Genomic DNA, 19,906 nt, shown 5'->3' on the forward strand with positions numbered 1-19,906 from the left:
GCATCGCCAAGTCGCGCACCGGTCGCGGCGATCACCGCCACGTGATGGGTCTCGGCGTGAGTGTCGACACCGGCGATGACATCGACTCGTTCACTGGTCATGATGGTGTTGCCTTCCTCCAGGGGACAGGCACACCGGCCAGGTGGGCAGACAAGACGTTGATGGGACTTTTGGTCGAGCTCCTATTAGGTCATGTCCACCTGGCCGGCATGCGTTACAGGCCCCGGCGAAGGCCGACGGATCATGTCGAAGACAACCCCCACAAAGAGGCGTCAGTCAGTGGCTGGGTCAGACCCCCGCTGAGGCCGTTACATCATCAACGTCAGAGGCGGGCACTAACCTGGACCGCGATCGACGATACCCGGGAGGACGGACGTGGCGGACACGCTCACCGCGCTCGGACCCGCGGACGTGCGCCGCTGGTTCGAGCAGGGGCTGAGGTCCCTCCTCGCCGTCCGCCGGCAGGTCGACGTCCTCAACGTCTTCCCCGTCCCGGACGGGGACACCGGGACCAACCTCGTCCTCACCCTCGCCGCGGCCGCGCGCGCCGCCGGCCGCCTCGGTCCGGACGCCGGCCTCACCACGCTCACCGCCGCCGCGGCTCGCGGCGCCCTCGTCGGCGCCCGCGGCAACTCCGGGATCATCCTCAGCCAGGCGATGCGCGGCCTCGCCCGCTCGGTCGCCGGGCGGGACGCCCTCGACGGCCCGGCCGCGGCAGCCGCGCTCACCGCCGCCGCCCAGGACGCCCGGCAGGCCGTGGCGCGCCCCGTCGAGGGCACGGTCCTCACGGTGGCCACCGCCGCCGCGCGCGCCGCGGAGGAGGCGACCGACCGGAGCCTCAGCGGGGTCGTCACCGCCGCCGTGCAGGGTGCCGCCCGCGCGCTCACCGACACCCGCAGCCAGCTCCCCGTCCTCGCCGAGCGCGGCGTCGTCGACGCCGGCGCGGCGGGCTACACCATCCTGCTCGAGGCGCTCGCGGCCGTGGTCGACGGCGGGGCCCCGGCCACCGCCCGCGCCCGGGAGGCGCTCGCGAGCCTCCCCGCGCCCCGCCCGGCCGCCGGGCAGGCGGCCTGCGCGCTCGGCGCGGGCGTCGTCGGCGCCGAGGGCAGCGGCGTCGGGGACCTCGAGGTCATGTACGTGCTGCACACGACGGCGCGGGAGGCGGCCGCCCTGCGCGCCCGCCTCGACGCCGCGGGGGAGTCGGTCGCCGTGGTCGGCGGCAGCGAGGGGGCCGAAGAACGCGGGCTGTGGCAGGTCCACGTCCACACCGCCGACCCCACCGCCGTCCTGGCCGACGGCGCCGAGCAGGTGTGCGTCCGCTCGCTCACCGCCCCGGCCTCCGGCGTCGTCGCCTGCACCCGCCTGCCGGGGCTCGTCGCGCCGCTCGCCGCCACCGGCGCCGTCGTCGTCCTCCACCCCGACCCCGCGGGTCTGGAGCGCGGCGTGGTCGACGCCGGCGCGCGGGAGGTCCTGCTCCTGCCCTGCGACGAGGAGTCGGCCGCCCTCGCCGCCCGCGTCCTCGGTGACGGGCCGCTGCTCCCGCAGCGGGTGGCCGTCGCCGCCACCCGCTCCGAGCCCGGCGTCCTCGCCGTGGCCGCCGAGCAGCACCCCGGGCCGCCGGCCACCGAGCGGCTCGCCGCGGCCGACGACGTCGCGGGCCGGGTCCGCACGGCCACCTGCGCCGTCGCCGGTCTCGAGGAGACGGTCGCCCGGCTCGTGCGGCCGGCGGACGAGCTCGTCACCGCCGTCGTCGGCACCGGCACCACGGACGTCGCCGACCGGCTGCGCACCGCCGTCCTCGCCGTCGCGCCGGACGCCGAGGTCCTCGTCCTCGGCGCCGGCGTCCACGAGCCCGAGCTGCTCCTGGGGGTCCAGTGACCGCCCTGACCACCCCGCTGCCCCGCCTCGTCGGGGACCGCACCGCCAAGGCGCTGGCCAAGCTCGGCATCGAGACGGCCTGGGACCTGCTGCGGCACTACCCGCGCCGCTACGGGGAGCCGGGCAGGCTCACCGACTTCACCGACCTGCCCGTGGGGGACCACGTCACGGTCAACGCCATGGTCGTGCGCACCTCGATGCGCTCCACCCGCAACCCCCGCACGGCGATGCTCGACGTCACGGTCAGTGACGAGCGCCGCGAGCTGCTGCTGCGCTTCTTCGGGGGGCGCGGCCTGCTCGCCAGCCGGGAGAAGCAGCTGCGCGGCGGCCGGGTGGGGCTGTTCACCGGCACCGTCGAGGAGTTCGGCGGGCGGCGGATGCTCAAGAACCCCGACTTCCGCTTCGTCGACGACGAGGAGGACACCGAGGCGGCGGCGCTGGAGCAGTCGCGGCCCATCCCCTTCTACCCGGCGAGCGCGGCGCTGCCCACGTGGCGGATCCGCGGCGCGGTCCAGACCGTGCTCGAGCCGCTCCACGAGGCCGACGTCCCGGACCCGGTCCCGTTCAGCATCCTGCAGCGCGAGAAGCTGCCCACGCTCCTGGAGGCGCTGCGCCTGGTCCACGCCCCCGGCTCGGAGGAGGACTGGCGCCGCGGCCGCGAGCGGCTGCGCTACGAGGAGGCCTTCGTGCTCCAGACCGCGCTCGCGGTGCGGCGCGCCGAGGCCGAGGCCACCGCCGCCACCGCCCGCCCCGCGCGGGCGGGCGGCATCCGCGAGGCCTTCGAGGCGCGGCTGCCCTTCACCCTCACCCAGGGCCAGCAGGAGGTCGTCGCCGAGCTGTCCACCGAGCTCGCCCGGCCCTGGCCGATGCAGCGGCTGCTCCAGGGCGAGGTGGGCTCGGGCAAGACCGTCGTCGCGCTCCTCGCCATGCTCCAGGTCGTCGACGCCGGGGGACAGGCCGCTCTGCTCGCCCCCACCGAGGTGCTCGCCGCCCAGCACGCCCGCTCGATCACCGGCCTGCTCGGCCCGCTCGCCGAGGCCGGGATGCTCGGCGGCGCGGAGGACGGCACCCGCGTCACGCTGCTCACCGGCGCCATGCCGGCCGCCGCACGCAAGGCGGCGCTCCTCGCGGCCGCCTCCGGGGAGGCCGGGATCGTCATCGGCACCCACGCCCTGCTCTCGGAGAACGTCCAGTTCGCCGAGCTCGGCCTCGTCGTCGTCGACGAGCAGCACCGCTTCGGCGTCGAGCAGCGCGACGCCCTGCGCGCGAAGGCCGCCACCGCCCCGCACCTGCTCGTCATGACGGCCACCCCCATCCCGCGCACCGTCGCGATGACCGTCTTCGGGGACCTCGAGACCTCCACGCTCCGGGAGATCCCGGCCGGCCGCTCACCCATCCGCACCTTCCTCGCCCCGGCCACGAACGCGCGGTGGACCGAGCGCACGTGGCAGCTGGCCCGCGAGGAGATCGACGACGGCGGACGCGTGTACGTCGTGTGCCCCCGGATCACCTCCCAGGACGACGACGTCGAGGCGGACCTCCTCGCCGATACCCCCGACCCCGCCGACAGCGCACTTACCGCCGACAGCGCACGTACCGCCGACAGTGCACGTACCGCTGACAGCGCACGTACCGCCGACAGCGCACGTGCCGCCGGCGGAGGGCGCGGTGGCGCCACGCCCGCCCGGCCGCTCGCCGCCGTCGACGAGGTCGCCGCGCTGCTGCGCGAGCATCCCGTCCTCGACGGCGTCGCCGTGGGGGAGCTGCACGGGCGGATGTCGCCGGAGGACAAGGAGGCCACCATGGCCGCCTTCGCCTCGGGGCAGGTGCCGCTTCTCGTGACGACCACCGTCGTCGAGGTCGGTGTCGACGTCCCCGAGGCCTCGGTCATGGTCATCATGGACGCCGACCGCTTCGGCATCTCCCAGCTCCACCAGCTGCGGGGCCGGATCGGCCGTGGCGCCCGCCCGGGCACCTGCCTCGCGTGGACCACGGCTCAGGAGGGCACGCCGGCGATGACCCGCCTGCGGGCCTTCGAGGGCACGACCGACGGCTTCGAGCTCGCCCAGGTGGACCTCGAGCAGCGCCGCGAGGGCGACATCCTCGGCGCCGCCCAGTCCGGCCGCGGCAGCTCGCTGCGGCTGCTGCGGGTGCTCACCGACACGACGACCATCGAGAAGGCCCGCTGGGACGCGCGCGCGCTCGTCGACCGCGACCGCATGCTCCTGGACCACCCGGCGCTGCTGGCGGCGATCACCGAGCAGCTCGACCCCGAGCGCGCCGAGTTCCTCGACCGGGCGTGAGGCGGGCCGTGGACGCGACCTCCCGCGAGCGGGACCTGCTCGAGCGTGCCGGCCTCGTCGTGACGGCGCACCGGGCCGACGTCCGGTTCACGTGCACGGTCGACCGGTGGCCGGGCGTCGAGCTCACCGCCGCGGTCGACCCTCGCCACGTCGACGCCTTCGTCGCCGGCGCGGCCACCGACGTCGCCGACCTGTGGCCCTCGCGGGACACCGGGGACGGCGCCATCTCGCTGCTCGCCACCCACCTCGAGGCCGAGCTGGCGAAGGCGGACGTCCCGCCCGGTCACGTGGCCCTGTCGAGCCGAGGGACATGGCTGCTCGGGCCACGGGACGCCGACGGCGGCGGACCGCCCGGCCGTTAGGCTCGCCCCCATGCCCGACGAGCCGTTCCTTCGCGCCCGGTCCCTGAGCGTCGGCTACGGCGAGGACCCGGTCTGCGCGCCCGTCGACCTCGAGGTCCGCCCCGGCGACGGGATCGCCGTCATCGGCGCCAACGGCACCGGGAAGTCGACCTTCCTCCGCACCGCCCTCGGGCTGCAGGAGCCGCTCGGCGGTGAGGTGACACTGCTCGGCAGCGCTCCCGACCCGCGTACCGGCGAGGTCCGCGCCGCGGTGGCTAGCGTGCTCGGTGACGACGCCTTCTTCCCCGCGCTCACCGTGACCGAGCACCTGCTCCTCACGGCCGTCGGGCACCGCGTGCCCGAGGCCCGCGAGGTCGTGGCCGACCTCCTCGAGGAGTTCGGGCTCACCGACCGCGCCGACGCGCTGCCCTCGGCCCTGTCCTCCGGCCAGCGCCGCCGGGTGCTGCTCGCCGCGGCCTTCGCCCGCCCGCGCTCCCTGCTCGTCCTCGACGAGCCGGAGCAGCGCCTGGACGCCGGCATGCGCAACCGGCTGGCGGAGATGCTCGTCCAGGAGCGCGAGGACGGCGGCGCCGTCCTCGTCGCCTCCCACGACCCCGTGCTCGTCGAGCGGGCGGCCACACGCGTCGTCCTCCTCCACGACGACGGCGTCCGCGTCCTCGACCCGGCCGCGGGCGCCGCGGCGATCGCCGCCCTGTGAACACGTCGGGCGCCGAGGGCTACCCGAGCGGTGGCGCCATGCGCCGCTGGACCCGGCTCGTGCTGCGCGCCCGCAGCAGCACGAGCGTGGGGGAGCTGCTCTCCGACGTCTACACGATCCTCCTCACGCTGGCCGTCACGGTCGCGATGGTCGCCGCGCTCGCCCGCAGCCAGGGCCTGCTGCGTGCGGGCGCCCCGCCGTCCACCGCGCTCGACACCGCCTGGATCACCGTCCTCCTCGCCGTCGCCGTCCTCGGGGTGACCACCGGCCTGCTCGCGCGTACCGGCCCCGTGTCGCTGGGCGGTGCGCAGACGGCGTGGTGGCTGCCGCTGCCGGGGGAGCGCGGCTCCCTCCTGCGGCCCTCCCTGGTCGCGCCGACCGTCGCCTCGGCGACCACGGGCGCCGTCACCGGCCTCCTCCTCGTCCTCGCGCTCGACCCCGCCGTCACCGCCGGGCACGCCGCCGCCGCGGCCCTCGCCGGGCTCGGGCTGGGCGCGGCCCTCGCCCTCGCGCTCGTGCCCCTCGAGGCGGCCGGCCGACGGCGGGTGGCCGGCACCGCCGGCGACCTCCTGCTCGCGCTCGTGCCCGTCGCCGCCCTCGTGCTCGCGCTCGCCCCGCCGGGCCCGCTCACCGTGAGTGGCGCGTGGTGGCCGGCCGCCGCGGCCGCCGGGCTGGCCGTGCTCGCCGGCGTCGCCGCCCTGCGCTCGCTGCCGCGGGTCCACGACACCGAGCTGCGCGAGCGGGGCGCCGCCACGGTGGAGCTGCGCGGCGCCTCGCTGACGATGGACACCCGCGCGCTGGGCCGCGCCCTGGACACCGACCCCCGGCGGGGCCGGCGCCGCCGCTCGGCGCGGCTGCGGGCCGTGCCGGTCCTTGTCCGCGCCCTCGGGCCGGGTGTCGTCCTGGCCGTGGCCGACGCGCGCCTGCTCCTGCGCGCGCCGCGGCGGCTGGTCCAGCTCGGCTGCGGCGCGGCCCTCGCGCTCCTCGCCCCGTTCGTGCCGTCCCTGCCGGCGCTCCTCACCGCCCTGCTCGTCGTCGCCGGGGCGTGGGTCGCCGCGCTCACCACCGCCCAGGGCGCCCGGGACGCGGAGGCGGTGCCCGCCGTCGACGCCCTCCTGCCCGTCTCCCAGCGCACGGTGCGCCTGTGGCGGCTCGCCGTCCCGGCGGCGGCCATGCTCGGGTGGACCGTCCCCGTCTTCGCGGTCCTCGGCCGGAACTACGACGACGTCGCCGGCTGGCTCGCGCTCGGCCTGCTCGCCGCGCCGGTGTGGGCCGGGGGAGCGGTCCGCTCGGCCTACCGGCCGCAGGCCGACTTCTCCGGCCCGCTCATCGTCACGCCCATGGGCGTCTTCCCGCCCGGGATGGCGACGATCGCCAACACCGGCCCCGACGTCGTCGTGCTCGGGTCGATCCCGCTGCTCGTCGCCGTCCTCGTCGGAGCGGTGACGCCGGTGCTCCTCGGACTGCAGGTCGCGCTCACGGCGCTCGCCGTCGTCCTCGCCGTCCGGCCGGCTCGCCGCCGGGAGCGGTCGTGAAGCCCGGTCTGCCGCGCTGGGTGGCGTGGGCGGTGGCCGTCGTCGTCGCCGCCATGGTCGTCGTCGCGGTGCTGCTCGTCGCCGCCGTCGTCAGCCTGGCGGGCGACGTCGGCGTCGCGGCGTAGGGTCGGTGCCGTGACGAGGATCGTGTCCGGGGCAGCGGGCGGGCGCACGCTCACCGTCCCCAAGGGGCCCACGCGCCCGACGAGCGAGCGGGTGCGCGAGGCGCTGTTCTCGCGGCTGGAGCACCAGGGCGTCGTCGACGGCGCCCGCGTGCTGGACCTGTACGCCGGCTCCGGCGCGCTGGGGCTGGAGGCCGCCAGCCGGGGCGCCGTGAGCGTCACGCTCGTGGACTCCGCCAAGCCCGCCGCCGCCGCGTGCCGGCGCAACGTCGCGGTGCTCGGGCTGCAGGACAGCGTGGTCGTCGTCGGCGGCACCGCCCGCGGCCACCTCATGGGCGCGCCGAGCACCGCCTACGACCTCGTCCTCGTCGACCCGCCCTACGACGTCACCGAGACCGACCTGGGGGACGTGCTCGCCGCCCTCACGGCGTGGCTGGCGCCCGACGCCGTCGTCGTCGTCGAGCGCTCGCGCCGCAGCCCCGAGCCCACGTGGCCGCCGGAGCTCGAGCGCACCGACGAGCGCCGCTACGGCGACACGACACTGTGGTTCGCCTCCACCGTGCCCGGCGAGGAGGCGGTTACCGTGACCGACATGGGCGAGCGGGCGGGGGAGCAGCGATGAGCCTGGCCGTCTGCCCCGGCTCCTTCGACCCCGTCACCCTCGGGCACCTGGACGTCGTGCGCCGTGCCCGGGGGATGTTCGACGAGGTCGTCCTCGCCGTCGCGCACAACTCCCGCAAGAGCTACCTCTTCGCGCTCGAGCAGCGCGTCGCGCTCGCCCGCGAGGCCGTCGAGGGCATGGACGTGCGCGTCGACGTCGTCGACGGTCTGCTCGCCGACTACTGCCGCCGCGTGGGTGCCGCCGCCGTCGTCAAGGGCCTGCGCGGCGGGGCCGACTTCGACGCCGAGCAGCCCATGGCCCTGATGAACCGGCACCTGTCCGGGATCGAGACGGTCTTCCTCGTCGGTGACGGCGCGCTCGCGCACGTCGCGTCCTCCCTCGTCAAGGACGTCGCCCGCCACGGCGGGGACGTCTCCGACCTCGTCCCACCCGCCGTCGCGCACGCGCTGCGCGAGGCCTTCCCCCACCCTGGAGGACCGCAATGACCGCCCCCGCCGAGGACCACGACGGCGCCTCGCTCATCGCCATCCTCGACGAGCTCGCCTCGCTCGTCACCGAGGCCCGGCAGATGCCGATGTCCGCGTCCGTGCTGGTCAACCGCGCCGAGGCGCTCGACCTCATCGCCGCGGCCAAGGCCGTGGTCCCGGGCGAGATCCAGGCCGCGGACGACGTCCTCACGGGCGCGGAGGACGTCCTCGCCGACGCCCGCGAGCGAGCGGCGCGCATCCTCCAGGAGGCGGAGGAGCAGGCCGAGCGACTCGTGGGGCAGGAGAGCGTCGTCGAGATGGCCCGCCAGCGCGCCGAGCAGGTCATCACCGCGGCCGAGGAGCGGGCCGCCCAGCTGGCCCGCGACGCCAACGACTACTGCGACCGCCAGCTCGCCCAGTTCGAGATCGACCTCGGCGCCATCACCAAGCAGGTCCGCGCCGGCCGCGACCGCCTCGCGACCCAGGACCCCACCCCGGAACCCTGACCCGCCCCGCCCGCCCCTTGCCCCGTCCCGCAACGTCGCAGCTGGTGGGTCCGACGACGCCGGCAAGCGCTTGCCGTGTCGGGCAGGTCACCAGTTGCGATGATGAGGGGTGGGGTAACGTGGAGCGGCCGCGGGCTGGCCGGTTGCCCGCAGGCCCGCCGTCTCACCAGGAGTGACCATGGACCCCCGATCACCGTTCGTGATCAGCACCCACGACCTCGCGCGCCAGCCCGGGACGCTGCGGACGGTGGAGCGCGCGGTCCCCGCCCCCAAGGACTTCGGCACCGCCGTCATGTGGGTCGTGCCCGGCTCGGACATCCGCCTGGACCTGCGGCTCGAGGCCGTCATGGAGGGCGTGCTCGTCTCCGGTGACGCCGGCGTCGAGCTCCAGGGCGAGTGCTCCCGCTGCCTGCGCGAGATCACCGAGTCGCGCGCCGTCGACGTCAACGAGCTCTTCTTCTACCCCGGCGCCCGGAAGGCCGCCCTCGCCGACGGCGACGAGGAGGCCGAGGACATGCTCGAGCTCGAGGGTGAGCTGCTCGACCTCGAGCCCGTCGTGCGCGACGCCGTCGTCACCGCGATGCCCTTCCGCCCGCTGTGCGAGGAGGGCTGCCGCGGCCTGTGCGCCGGTTGCGGCGAGCGGCTCGACGACCTGCCCGCCGACCACGAGCACGTGGACGTCGACCCCCGCTGGGCGGCGCTCGCGGGCCTGGCAGCGGGCGGGGACGACGACGCCGCGGACGGGACCGACGGCGAGGACCGCTGATGGGCCGGAAGGTGAGCGCCGGCCCGGCCCGTGACGACGTCGACGTGCTCCTCGAGCGCCTCGGCATCCACATCGATCCCGAGCTCCTCGTCCTCGCGCTCACCCACCGCTCCTTCGCCCACGAGGCCGGCGGCATCCCCACCAACGAGCGCCTGGAGTTCCTCGGGGACACGGTGCTCGGCCTCGTCGTCACCGAGCGGCTCTACCGCGTCAACGCCGAGACCGCCGAGGGCGACCTCGCCCGCATGCGGGCCGCGACCGTGAGCCAGCGGGCGCTGGCCGGGGTGGCGCGCGAGCTCGGGCTGGGTGACTTCATCCTCCTCGGGCGCGGTGAGCTCGTCACCGGCGGGCGGGAGAAGGACTCGATCCTCTCCGACACCGTGGAGGCCCTCATCGGGGCGGCCTACCTGTGCAACGGGCTCGAGCCCACCCGCGCGATGATCGAGCGGCTGGTCGCCGGCCTCCTCGCGCAGGCCGCCACGCTCGGCGCGGGGCTGGACTGGAAGACGAGCCTCCAGGAGCTGGTCGCCTCCCGCGGGCTGCCCGCCCCGACCTACGAGGTCGTGGGGACCGGGCCCGACCACGCGCGCAGCTTCACCGCGACCGTCATCGTCGCCGGGGAGGCCTGGGGCACCGGCGCCGGGACGGCGAAGAAGGTGGCCGAGCAGCAGGCCGCGGAGGACGCCTACACCCGGCTCCTCGCGCAGGGTGCCTGAGAGCGCCGATGCCTGAGCTGCCCGAGGTCGAGACCGTCCGCGACGGGCTGGCCCGGCACGTGCTCGGCCGGCGGGTGGAGGACGTCGTCGTCCACCATCCCCGTGCGGTGCGCCGGCACGCGGGTGGGGCGCTCGACCTGCCCGGCCGGCTCGCCGGGCGCACGCTGTCCGCCGCGGTGCGCCGCGGCAAGTACCTGTGGCTCGTCCTCGACGACGACGCCGAGGAGGCGCTCCTCGTCCACCTCGGCATGAGCGGTCAGCTCCTCGTGCGCCGCGAGGACACCGCTCTCACCCTGCCCCCGCCCGAGCACCTCGTCCACCCCCCAACCCCGCCCCCGCTCCCGCTCCCCGCCGCCGCCCCAGGAGCATCCGCCGACAGCGCACTTACCGCCGACAGCGCACTTACCGCCGAGAGCGCACTTACCGCCGAGGGCGCACTTACCGCCGAGGGCGCACTTACCGCCGAGAGCGCACCTACCGCCGAGAGCGCGCTTACCGCCGCGCCCGGCGTCCCCTCGGACCCCGAGCGGCACCTGCGCGTCGCCCTGCGGCTCGACGACGGCGCCCGGCTGTGGTTCGTCGACCAGCGCACCTTCGGCCACCTGCTCGTCGCCGACCTCGTCCCGACGGCCGACGGCCGGCCCGGCGGGCAGGGCTCACCGGTCCCCGCGCTGCCCGAGCCCGCGGCCCACATCGCCCGCGACCCGCTCGACCCGGACCTCGACCGCGCGGCCTGGGCCCGCCGGCTTCGGCAGCGCCGCACCGAGGTCAAGCGTGCCCTGCTCGACCAGTCCCTGGTCTCGGGCATCGGCAACATCTACGCCGACGAGGCGCTGTGGCGCGCCCGCCTCCACCCGCGCCGCGCGACCGACCGCCTCACCCAGCGCGCGGCGCTCGAGCTGCTCGACGCGTCCGAGGCCGTCATGCGCGAGGCCCTGGCCGCCGGCGGCACGTCCTTCGACGCGCTCTACGTCGACGTCGAGGGCGCCAGCGGCTACTTCGCGCGCTCGCTGGACGCCTACGGCCGGGCCGGTGAACCGTGCCGGCGCTGCGGCACGCCGATGCGCCGCGAGTCCTTCATGGGCCGGTCCTCGACCTTCTGCCCGCGCTGCCAGCGCCCCTCCCGCGGCTGACCCGACCTCAGAGCAGCCGCCGCGCCAGCGCTCGTCGCACGGCGGTGAAGGGCGGTCGGATCGCGCCGAGCGTGTCGGGCAGCAGCGGCTTGCGCACCACCGGCTTCGTGTGGCTGAAGGCCCGCACCGAGGCCTCACCGTGGTACGCGCCCGTCCCCGAGGCGCCGACGCCACCGAAGGGCAGGGACGGCATCGAGGCCTGGACGAGTGGCACGTCGAGACCCACCGCGCCCGACGACGTCTCCCGCAGCAGACGGGCCTGCACGTCCGCGTCGGCGGTGAACGCGTACAGCGCCAGCGGCTTGTCCCCGCTGCGGATGTGCGCGATCGCGGCGTCGAGGTCGGGCACCGCCACGATCGGCAGGACCGGCCCGAAGATCTCCTCGGCCATGACGGGGGAGTCGGGGGTGACGTCGGCGAGCACGGTCGGGGGGACGTACCTGCGGGCGACGTCCGCCTTCCCGCCGACGACGACGCGCGCGCCGGCCGCGACCGACTCGCTCACCATCTGGTCCAGCCGTGCGGCGTGCTCGGTGGTGACGATCCGCCCGTAGTCCGGGCTGGCGGCCGGGTCGGCGCCGTACATGGCGCGGATCTCCCGCGCGAGCAGCGGCTCCAGGGCCCGGGCCACGTCGGGCGGCGCGAGGAGGTAGTCCGGCGCGACGCAGGTCTGGCCGGCGTTGACGAGCTTCCCCCAGGCGATGCGCCGGGCCGCCGCGGGAAGGTCGGTGGTGGCGTCGACCCACGCGGGGGACTTCCCCCCGAGCTCGAGGGTGACGGGCGTGAGGTGCCGGGCCGCCGCCGTCATGACGATCCGTGCCACCCGGCCCCCGCCGGTGAAGACGATGTGGTCGAAGCGCTCCTCGAGCAGCTCGGTGGTCCGCTCCGGGCCGCCGGTGACGACCGCGACGCCGTCGAGGTAGCGGGGGACGAGCCGCTCGAGCACCTCGGCGGTGCGCGGCGCGAGCTCCGAGGGCTTGAGGACGGCGGTGTTGCCCGCCGCCAGCACCCCGACGAGCGGGCCGAGGAGGAGGAAGACCGGGTAGTTCCACGGCGCGATGACGAGCACGGCCCCGAGCGGTTCGAGCACGAGCGAGGCGCGCGCCGGCTGGTACTGCCACGGCACGCTCACCCGCTGCGGCGCGAGCCACCGGCGCAGGTGCCTGCGGGTGTGGCGGATCTCCTCGAGGAGCACACCGATCTCGGTGAGGTGCGTCTCGGTGGGGGACTTGTGCAGGTCCGCGCGCAGGGCGCGCTCGATCTCACCGGCGTTCTCGGTGAGCAGCGCGGCCAGCCGGTCCAGCTGCTCCAGGCGCCACGCCAGCGGCCGGGTCACTCCCGTGTCGAAGCGCTCGCGCACGCGCTGGACGACGACGGCGGTGGCGGAGGTCTGCGTGGGGGCGCTGGTCACCTCGCGAGGGTACGCGGGCAGCGCCGCCGCGCTCACGTCGTCCACCCGGCCCGCCCGGCGCACCAGGAAGCTGGTCCGGCCACCGCCCGCCGACCATGCGCCCGGTGGTGCGCCGTGCTCCCCGTCGACGGGGCGCACGGTGGTACCGGGGGTCGCAGGGTCGTGTCGCCAGGGCCGAGGACGGGCGCGGCGAAACGGGCGACACTGTCGAGCCACGCCCGTCCGCGCGGCCGGGCGCGCTAGGGTCGAGGCGTGAGCGAGCAGACCCTCTCCGGACAGCGCGACATCCGCGTGATGATCATCGACGACCACGAGGTGGTGCGACGCGGCATCGCCGAGATCGTCGACAGATCCGAGGGGCTGACCGTCGTCGCGGAGGGTGGCTCGGTCGCCGAGACGCTGCGCCGCGCACCGCTCGTGCGGCCCGAGATCCTCCTCGTCGACCTCCAGCTGCCCGACGGCACCGGCATCGACATCATCCGTGCCCTGGGTGAGACGGTTCCCGAGGCCCGCGCCGTCGTCCTCACGTCCTTCGACGACGACGACGCCCTTGCCGAGGCCCTCGAGGCCGGCGCCCGCGCCTACCTCCTCAAGACGGTGCGCGGCGCGGAGATCGCCGACGTCATCAAGGCCGTCGCCGCCGGGCGCACGCTCCTGGACGACCGCACCGTCACCCGCCGCCGCGCCGACCACGACGACCCGACGGCGGACCTCACCCCCTCCGAGCGCAAGGTCCTCGACCTCATCGGCGACGGTCTGTCCAACCGTGAGATCGGGGAGAAGCTCGGCGTCGCGGAGAAGACGGTGAAGAACCACATCACCTCGCTGCTGGCGAAGATGGGCCTCCAGCGCCGCACCCAGGTGGCCGCCTGGGTCGCCGGCCAGCGCGCCAAGGGCTGGCGCGCCTAGAGCGCCGCGCAGCGGCAGGCGCCTCCCTTCGCCGAGTACGCACACACGGTCACCAGCCCGCGCCTACGCGGCGCTCGGGGTGACCGTAGGTGCGTACTCGCGGGGAGGGTGGGGGCGTCTTTTCGCGGCTCGGCGGGTTCCGCTCAGGTGAGCGGGACCTGCCAGGACAGCAGCGTGCCGTCGCCGGAGTCGCTGCGGCCCAGGGAGAAGGTGCCGCCGTGGCGGCGGGCCCGCACGGCGAGGTTGTCCAGCCCCGAGCGGCGGGTGGAGGCGCGGTCCACGCCCACGCCGTCGTCCTCGACCTCGACCGCGACCCGCCCGTGGACGCCGGAGCCGCGGACGGTGACGCGCACCTGCACCGAGGACGCGCGCGCGTGGCGGGCCGCGTTGGCCAGCCCCTCGCGCACGACGGCGACGACGTCGTCGGCGATGTCGTCGTCCACGCGGGCGTCGAGCAGCTCGGCGGGGGAGGCGGCGAGGTCGAGGTCGTCGTCGCCGTCCCGCACGAGCCGTCCGTCGACGGCGATGAGGAGGGAGGGCGCGAAGCCGAGCCCGGTGCGCGCGAGGGAGGTCTCGCGCCGCAGCCGCTCGACCAGCCCGACGGCCTCGTCCGGCTCACGCAGGGAGTGGACGATGGACCGGATCTGGCGCACGCTCTCGTCGACGCTCGTGAGCGCGTCCTCCAGGCTCTCGGCGATCCACGCCGTGTCCGGGTTGCCGACGGCGGCCACCCGCACGGTCTCGAGCTGCATGCCGGTGGCGAAGAGCTGCTGGACGGCGAGGTCGTGGAGGTCGCGGGAGATGCGCTGGCGCTCCTCGAGGAGCGAGGAGACGTCCTCGGCGTGCCGGGCGGCCGCCAGCTCGAGCGCGACGGCGGCCTGCGTGGCGACGACCTCGGCGACCTCGAGCTCGGCGGGCGTGAACTCCGTCCCGCCCTGCAGCCGCAGGAGGATGAGCACGCCGCGGCCCACACCCTGGGACATCATCGGGGCGTAGAGCGCGGGGCCGTAGCGCGCGAGCTGCGGCACCCGCAGGGAGCGGGCGCGGGACATCGAGTCGACGATCATCCCCACGCCGTTGGCCAGCACCGTGCGGGCACGCCCCTCCGGGGGGAAGACGGCTCCGATGGCGTCATGGGCGCCCTCGCCGTCGGCGATCTCGCACATCCACGTGTCGCCCACGGAGGGCAGCACGATGAGGGCGGCGTCCGCGCGGGCCACCTCGCGGACCTTGGCGGCGATGAGCTCGAGCGCCTCCTCCTCCTCGGTGCCGGACAGGAGCCGGCTGGTGATCTCCTGGCTGACGGCCACCCAGCGCTCGCGGTCGCGGGCATCGGCGTAGCGCTGGGCGTTGACGACGGCGACGGCGGCCGCGGAGGCGAGCTGTTCCATGGCGCGGGCGTCGTCCTCGGTGAAGCCGCCGGGCTTGTCGGCGAGGTAGAGCCGCCCGAAGACCTGCTCGCGGATGCGCACCGGCACGCCGAGGAAGCCGTCCATGTGGGGGTGGGCGGCGGGCCAGCCACCGAAGGCGGGGTGGTCGGTGATCGAGTCGAGCAGGAGGTGGCCGTGGGTGGGGATCTCGGCGAAGATGCCGTGGCCGTGGGGGGCGTGGCCCAGGCGCCGCTCGGTCTCCTCGTCGACGCCGTGCTGGACGAAGGTGGCCGTGTCGCCGCGGTTGTCGAGGACGGCGAGGGCCGCGTAGCGCGCGCCGGTCAGGGTGCTCGCGCCGTCGACGAATCCCTTGAGGACGGTGTCGAGGTCGAGGCTCGAGGTGAGCCCGATGGCGGCGTCCAGCAGCCTCGCGCGTGCCTCCCGGTCCGGCATGACGATCCTCGCTCCCTGCGTGGGCGTGCTCACCGCGCCTCCTGCTCCACGGCCCACCGGTAGCGGGGCAGCGTCTGGAGGAGGTGCTCGTGAGTTCCTCTCGCGAGCACGGTAGCCGGTCCCTGCGACGCGCCGAGCACGACGACCTCGTCCGCGGCCGCCAGCGGCGCCAGGCGGTGGGTGACGAGGAGGACGCCGCGGCCCTGGTCGCGGGTGGCGAGGAGGTCACCGACGAGGCGGTCGGCGGTGGCCGGGTCCAGGTGCTCGCCCGGCTCGTCGAGGAGGAGCAGCGGGGCGCGGCTGGCGAGGGCACGGGCCAGGAGGAGGCGGCGGCGCTCACCGCCGGACAGGGAGGTCGCGTCGCTGTCGAGGAGGGTGTGGACGCCGTCGTGCAGGGCGGTGAGCCACTCGGCGAGCCCCGCGCGGCCCAGCAGCTCCACGGCCTCCGCCGGGCTCACGTCGCCGCGCGCGACCCGCAGGTTCTCGAGCACCGTCGTGCCGAACACGTGCGCGTCCTCGGCGGTGAGGACGACGGCGCCGCTCACGGTGCGCCGGTCCAGCTCGGCGACGGGGCCGGCGCCGATGCGGACCTCGCCGCGCCGCGGGGGGACCAGGCCGGCGAGGGTGAGCAGGAGGGTGGTCTTGCCGATCCCGCTGGGGCCGACGACGGCGACGCTGCGCCCCGGCCGCACCTCGAGGTCCAGGCCCTCGGCCACGATCCCGGTCCGCGGCCAGCCGACGGCGAGGTCCCGGGCCCGCAGCACGGGCGCGCCGCCGGCGGCGGGCGAGGCCTCGCCCGCCCCCGCGCGGGTCGCGCCTGCGCCGGTCGCGGCCCACGGCGCACCGGCGTCCGCGGCACCCGCGGCCTCCTCGACCCGACCGGCGGGGCCGCTCCCGGCGCTCGGCCCCGCCCCGGCGCCGTCGAGCAGCTCGGTGACCCGCACGGCCGCCTCGGCGGAGCGGACGAGCTGGACGGCGGCCGGCCCGAGCAGGGCGGTGCCCTCGAAGGCGGCGAGCGGCGTGAGCACGACGACCGCCAGCTCCACCGCCTCCATCGTCCCCGCCACCGTCGCGTGCACGCCGAGCACGAGGGCGGCGAGCACGGCGAGGCCCATGGCGAGGTGGTCGGTGCCGGCGGCCAGCGCGGCGGGCCGGGCCGCGGCGTCCTTCGTGCGGGCGAGGCGCTGCTCGGTCCCCGCGAGCGCGGCCCGGGCGCGGGGCAGCCCACCGGACACCGTGAGCTCGGCGGCGCCCTCGACCATCGCCATCGCCCCCGCGGTGAGCTCGGTGCGCGCCCGCGCCCGGGCGAGCTCGTCCAGGCGGGCCGCGCGCATGGTGAGCAGCGGCGCGGCCACGCCGGCGAGCAGCAGGCACGCGGCGAGCACCGCGCCGATCCCGAGGTGCAGCCAGGCGACGAGGATGACGGTGCCGGTCCCGACGACGGCGGCCACGGCGGCGGGCAGCAGGGCGCGCACGACGACGTCCCCGACGGCGTCGACGTCGGCGCCCGTGCGGGCGAGGACGTCGCCGCGCCGGAGCCCGGACACGACGTCGGTGGGGGCGTCGGCGAGGGTCGTGTAGACCCGCTCGCGGAGCGTCGCCATCCCGCGCAGGGCGACCTCGTGGGAGACCAGCCGCTCGACGTAGCGCATGAGGCCGCGCGCGATGCCGAAGGTCCGCACCGCCACGGAGGCGACACCGAGCTCGAGGACGGGCGGCATCTGGGAGGCGCGGGCGATGAGCCAGGCGGCCGTCGCGGACAGCCCGACGGCGCTGCCCAGCCCGGCCGTGCCGGCGAGCACGGCGAGGAGGAAGCGCCACCGGTCGAGGTCGAGGAGGTCGACGGCGCGGCGCAGCGCGCGCCGCTCGGCGGGGGACAGGGGCAGCAGGCTCATGCCGCACCTCCGGCGGCCGCCACAGCGGGCTCGCGCACCGAGCTGTGCACCTCGACGACGTCGTCGGCGATCGCCACGAGCCGCGGCCGGTGGGCGATGACGAGGACGGCGCGGCCCTGCTCGCGCAGCGCGGCGACGACGTCGAGCACGCGCTGCTCGGAGGCGGCGTCGAGGTGGGCGGAGGGCTCGTCCAGGACGACGAGCGGGGCCGGGTCGAGCAGCGCACGGGTGAGGGCCACGCGCTGCCGCTGGCCGAGGGACAGGCCCGTGCCGCCCTGGCCGAGGGGGGTGGCCCAGCCCTGCGGGAGCGCGGCGAGGACCTCGTCGAGGCCGCTGGCCCTCGCCGCGGCCTCCGCGCGCCCGTCCACCTCCCCGGACTCCCCGACGACGGCGTCGGCCACGGTCCCCGGCACGAGGACCGGCCGCTGGGGCACCCAGGTGACCTGCGCGTGCCAGGACTCCGGGTCGAGCCCCGCCAGGTCGACCGGCTCGCGCCCGCCGCCCGGCACGACGAGGACGCGGCCGCTGTCGGGGCGCAGCAGCCCCAGGACGAGCATCGCCGTCGTCGTCTTCCCGCCGCCGGACGGGCCGACGAGCGCGGTGACCCGCCCCGGCGCGACGTGCGCGGACAACCCGGCCGGAGCGACGACGTCGCGTCCGGGGGCGAGCACCCCGACGTCGTCGAGCACGAGCCCCCCGAAGGCGGGGGCGGGGCGGGTGCCGGCCGGCGGCAGCGGCTGCTCGAGCACGGCGAAGGCCTGCTCGGCGGCGGCAAGGCCGTCGGCGGAGGCGTGGAACTGGGCGCCGACCTCGCGGACCGGGCGGTAGGCCTCGGGGGCGAGCATGAGGACCGCCAGGGCCGTCGTGAGGTCGAGGTCCCCGTAGACGAGCCGCATGCCCACGGTCACCGCGACGAGGGCGACGGCGATCGAGGCGAGGAACTCGAGGACCGCGCCGGAGAGGAAGGCGACCTTGAGGGTGCTCATCGTCGTGCGGGTGTAGGCGCGGCCCAGCGCCCGGACCCGGGTGCCGGGACCGTGCTCGCGGCCGAGCGCCTTGAGGGTGGAGAGGCCCGCGAGGAGGTCGAGGAGCTGGGCGCCCAGCCGCTGCATCGCGACGAGCCGGTCCGCCGCGAAGCGCTGGGTGAGGACGCCGATGAGCCACATGAACACCGGGATGAGCGGGATCGTGCCGGCGATGATGGCCGCCGAGCCCAGGTCCAGGCCGGCGACGACGACGAGCGTGGCCGGGGTCAGCGTCGCCGCGAGGAGCAGCTGGGGCAGGTAGCGGACGAAGTAGGGCTCGAGGTCGTCCAGGCCGCGTGTCACGAGCGTGACGACCTCGCTCGGCTCGCGCGGCCCCCGCGGGCCGAGCGCGACGGAGCGGGCGAGCACGGTCGCGCGCAGCTCGGCGACGACGTCGGCCGCCGCCCGGTGGGCGAGCGACTCCTGCACCACCGTGACGAGCACCCGGGCGAGGGCGACGACGGCGAACCAGCCGACGAGGGGAGCGACCTGCGCCCAGCCCGCGTCCCCGTCGACGACCGGCGCGACCGCGTGAGCGACGAGGAGCGCCTGGGCGACGACGAGCCCGGCGGAGGCGAGGCCGAGGACCGTGGTGAGCGCGATGTAGCGGCGCGCCGCCCGCGCGTGGCGCAGCAGCCGCGGGTCGAGCGGCTTCACCTAGCGCCGACCCGTGCCCGGCCCGGCAGCCGTCCCGACACTGCGCTCCTCGGTGGGGTGCAGCCCCTCGTCACCGACGATGTCGCTCACCCACACCCGCTTGCGGAACACCCAGTACGTCCACCCCTGGTAACCGAGGACGACCGGCACGAAGACGAGCGCGACGATGCTCATGACGGTGAGCGTGGGCCCGGTGGCGGCGGCCTCGGTGATGGACAGCGAGAAGGCCGGGTCGATCGAGGAGGGCATGACGTTCGGGAACATCGTCGTGAAGATGAAGGCGACGGCGCCGACGATCCCGGCGGTGTGCAGGGCGAAGGCCCAGCCCTCACGGCCCCGGCGGGTGGCGGCGATGACGCCGATGAGACTGAGGGCGGCGACGGCGGCCGGGAGGAGCGTGAGGACGGTCGTCGAGTGCAGGACCTGCGCCCACAGCACCCACACGAGGGCGACGATCCCCGAGCCGATGGACAGGCGGTGGGCCAGGCGCGCGGCGCGCACGTGGATGGGCCCGGCGGTCTTGAGCGCGACGAAGATCGCGCCGTGGGTGAGGAACAGGCCCAGGGTGACGAGCCCGCCGAGCAGCGTGAAGGGCGTGAGGAGGGAGAAGAAGCCGCCGGTGAGCTGGTGGGTGCCGTCGACGAGCTCGATCTCCATGCCCTGGACGAGGTTGGCGAAGGCCACGCCCCACAGGATCGAGGGCAGCCACGAGCCGAAGGTCAGTGCCCAGTCCCAGCGGTCGCGCCACACCTGGTCGTTGATCTTCGCGCGCCACTCCAGCGCGCACACCCGGACGATGAGGGCGAGGAGGATGAGGAGCAGCGGCAGGTAGAAGCCGGAGAACATCGTCGCGTACCACTCGGGGAAGGCCGCGAAGGTCGCGCCGCCGGCGGTGAGCAGCCACACCTCGTTGCCGTCCCACACCGGCCCGATGGTGCGCAGCAGGACGCGACGCTCCCTCTCGTCCCGGGCGAAGGTGCGCAGGAGCATCCCGACGCCGAAGTCGAAGCCCTCGAGGGCGAGGTAGCCGGTCCACAGGACGGCGATGAGCACGAACCACAGCAGGGGCAGGTCCACGG

Annotated in this window: 18 protein-coding genes; 13 read left to right on the forward strand and 5 right to left on the reverse strand. The window is 76.1% G+C overall.

The window, feature by feature from the left end; translation table 11 throughout:
* Positions 1-375: 375 nt before the first annotated feature.
* The 12 genes from DSZ44_RS00005 to mutM all read left to right on the forward strand — a co-directional run bounded on the left by DSZ44_RS00005 (position 376) and on the right by mutM (position 11,107).
* Positions 376-1,878 (forward strand): DAK2 domain-containing protein, encoded by a 1,503-nt coding sequence (locus DSZ44_RS00005; protein WP_110850558.1) that lies wholly within the window; start codon positions 376-378, stop codon positions 1,876-1,878.
* Complete coding sequence (locus DSZ44_RS00010) at positions 1,875-4,181, forward strand: ATP-dependent DNA helicase RecG (RefSeq protein ID WP_110850559.1); 2,307 nt, start codon at positions 1,875-1,877, stop codon at positions 4,179-4,181. Before DSZ44_RS00005 ends, DSZ44_RS00010 begins: the two co-directional genes overlap by 4 nt.
* An 8-nt stretch (positions 4,182-4,189) precedes the next feature.
* Positions 4,190-4,543, forward strand: coding sequence for a hypothetical protein (locus DSZ44_RS00015; RefSeq protein WP_110850560.1), 354 nt, complete (start codon positions 4,190-4,192; stop codon positions 4,541-4,543).
* Positions 4,544-4,553: 10 nt separating this feature from the next.
* Entirely contained in the window at positions 4,554-5,240 is a 687-nt protein-coding gene (locus tag DSZ44_RS00020) for an ABC transporter ATP-binding protein (protein ID WP_110850561.1), read from the forward strand.
* The gene (locus DSZ44_RS00025) at positions 5,237-6,775 is read left to right on the forward strand and encodes a DUF6297 family protein (RefSeq protein ID WP_110850562.1); all 1,539 of its coding nucleotides are present in this window, start codon (positions 5,237-5,239) and stop codon (positions 6,773-6,775) included. Before DSZ44_RS00020 ends, DSZ44_RS00025 begins: the two co-directional genes overlap by 4 nt.
* Positions 6,772-6,900 carry a hypothetical protein gene (locus DSZ44_RS18650; protein ID WP_258369114.1) on the forward strand — a complete coding sequence of 43 codons (129 nt, stop codon included), beginning with the start codon at positions 6,772-6,774 and terminating at the stop codon, positions 6,898-6,900. The genes DSZ44_RS00025 and DSZ44_RS18650 overlap by 4 nt, the downstream gene beginning before the upstream one ends.
* Before the next feature lie 10 nt (positions 6,901-6,910).
* Positions 6,911-7,519 (forward strand): 16S rRNA (guanine(966)-N(2))-methyltransferase RsmD, encoded by a 609-nt coding sequence (rsmD, locus tag DSZ44_RS00030; protein ID WP_110850563.1) that lies wholly within the window; start codon positions 6,911-6,913, stop codon positions 7,517-7,519.
* On the forward strand, positions 7,516-8,004 hold the full coding sequence (gene coaD, locus DSZ44_RS00035) for a pantetheine-phosphate adenylyltransferase (RefSeq protein WP_110850564.1): 489 nt from the start codon (positions 7,516-7,518) through the stop codon (positions 8,002-8,004). Before rsmD ends, coaD begins: the two co-directional genes overlap by 4 nt.
* Positions 8,001-8,492: a hypothetical protein gene (locus tag DSZ44_RS00040; protein ID WP_110850565.1), complete on the forward strand. Its 492-nt coding sequence runs from the start codon at positions 8,001-8,003 to the stop codon at positions 8,490-8,492. The genes coaD and DSZ44_RS00040 overlap by 4 nt, the downstream gene beginning before the upstream one ends.
* A gap of 178 nt (positions 8,493-8,670) precedes the next feature.
* A complete protein-coding gene (locus DSZ44_RS00045; RefSeq protein ID WP_110850566.1) occupies positions 8,671-9,258 on the forward strand; it encodes a YceD family protein in 588 nt (195 codons plus the stop codon).
* Complete coding sequence (rnc, locus tag DSZ44_RS00050; RefSeq protein WP_110850567.1) at positions 9,258-9,974, forward strand: ribonuclease III; 717 nt, start codon at positions 9,258-9,260, stop codon at positions 9,972-9,974. Before DSZ44_RS00045 ends, rnc begins: the two co-directional genes overlap by 1 nt.
* An 8-nt stretch (positions 9,975-9,982) precedes the next feature.
* Positions 9,983-11,107 carry a bifunctional DNA-formamidopyrimidine glycosylase/DNA-(apurinic or apyrimidinic site) lyase gene (mutM, locus tag DSZ44_RS00055; RefSeq protein ID WP_110850568.1) on the forward strand — a complete coding sequence of 375 codons (1,125 nt, stop codon included), beginning with the start codon at positions 9,983-9,985 and terminating at the stop codon, positions 11,105-11,107.
* 7 nt (positions 11,108-11,114) lie between these two features.
* Here the strand turns inward: mutM and DSZ44_RS00060 are convergent, their stop codons facing one another.
* The gene (locus tag DSZ44_RS00060) at positions 11,115-12,518 is read right to left on the reverse strand and encodes an aldehyde dehydrogenase family protein (RefSeq protein WP_220035045.1); all 1,404 of its coding nucleotides are present in this window, start codon (positions 12,516-12,518) and stop codon (positions 11,115-11,117) included.
* Positions 12,519-12,812: 294 nt separating this feature from the next.
* Here DSZ44_RS00060 and DSZ44_RS00065 point away from each other — a divergent pair, with 294 nt between their 5' ends.
* The gene (locus tag DSZ44_RS00065) at positions 12,813-13,427 is read left to right on the forward strand and encodes a response regulator (RefSeq protein WP_110851262.1); all 615 of its coding nucleotides are present in this window, start codon (positions 12,813-12,815) and stop codon (positions 13,425-13,427) included.
* Positions 13,428-13,570: 143 nt separating this feature from the next.
* Here DSZ44_RS00065 and DSZ44_RS00070 read toward each other — a convergent pair whose 3' ends face one another.
* From DSZ44_RS00070 to cydB, 4 genes are read right to left on the reverse strand one after another with little or no spacing between them, the layout of a single operon-like run.
* Positions 13,571-15,283: a sensor histidine kinase gene (locus DSZ44_RS00070; RefSeq protein WP_220035046.1), complete on the reverse strand. Its 1,713-nt coding sequence runs from the start codon at positions 15,281-15,283 to the stop codon at positions 13,571-13,573.
* On the reverse strand, positions 15,280-17,145 hold the full coding sequence (gene cydC / locus DSZ44_RS00075; RefSeq protein ID WP_110850569.1) for a thiol reductant ABC exporter subunit CydC: 1,866 nt from the start codon (positions 17,143-17,145) through the stop codon (positions 15,280-15,282). Before cydC ends, DSZ44_RS00070 begins: the two co-directional genes overlap by 4 nt.
* Positions 17,142-18,827 (reverse strand): thiol reductant ABC exporter subunit CydD, encoded by a 1,686-nt coding sequence (cydD, locus tag DSZ44_RS00080; protein ID WP_110850570.1) that lies wholly within the window; start codon positions 18,825-18,827, stop codon positions 17,142-17,144. Before cydD ends, cydC begins: the two co-directional genes overlap by 4 nt.
* Positions 18,828-19,904, reverse strand: coding sequence for a cytochrome d ubiquinol oxidase subunit II (gene cydB, locus DSZ44_RS00085; RefSeq protein ID WP_110850571.1), 1,077 nt, complete (start codon positions 19,902-19,904; stop codon positions 18,828-18,830).
* Positions 19,905-19,906: the final 2 nt, after the last annotated feature.

It is taken from the genome of Georgenia satyanarayanai (genome assembly GCF_900116375.1).
Classification (GTDB): Bacteria; Actinomycetota; Actinomycetes; order Actinomycetales; family Actinomycetaceae; genus Oceanitalea; species Oceanitalea nanhaiensis.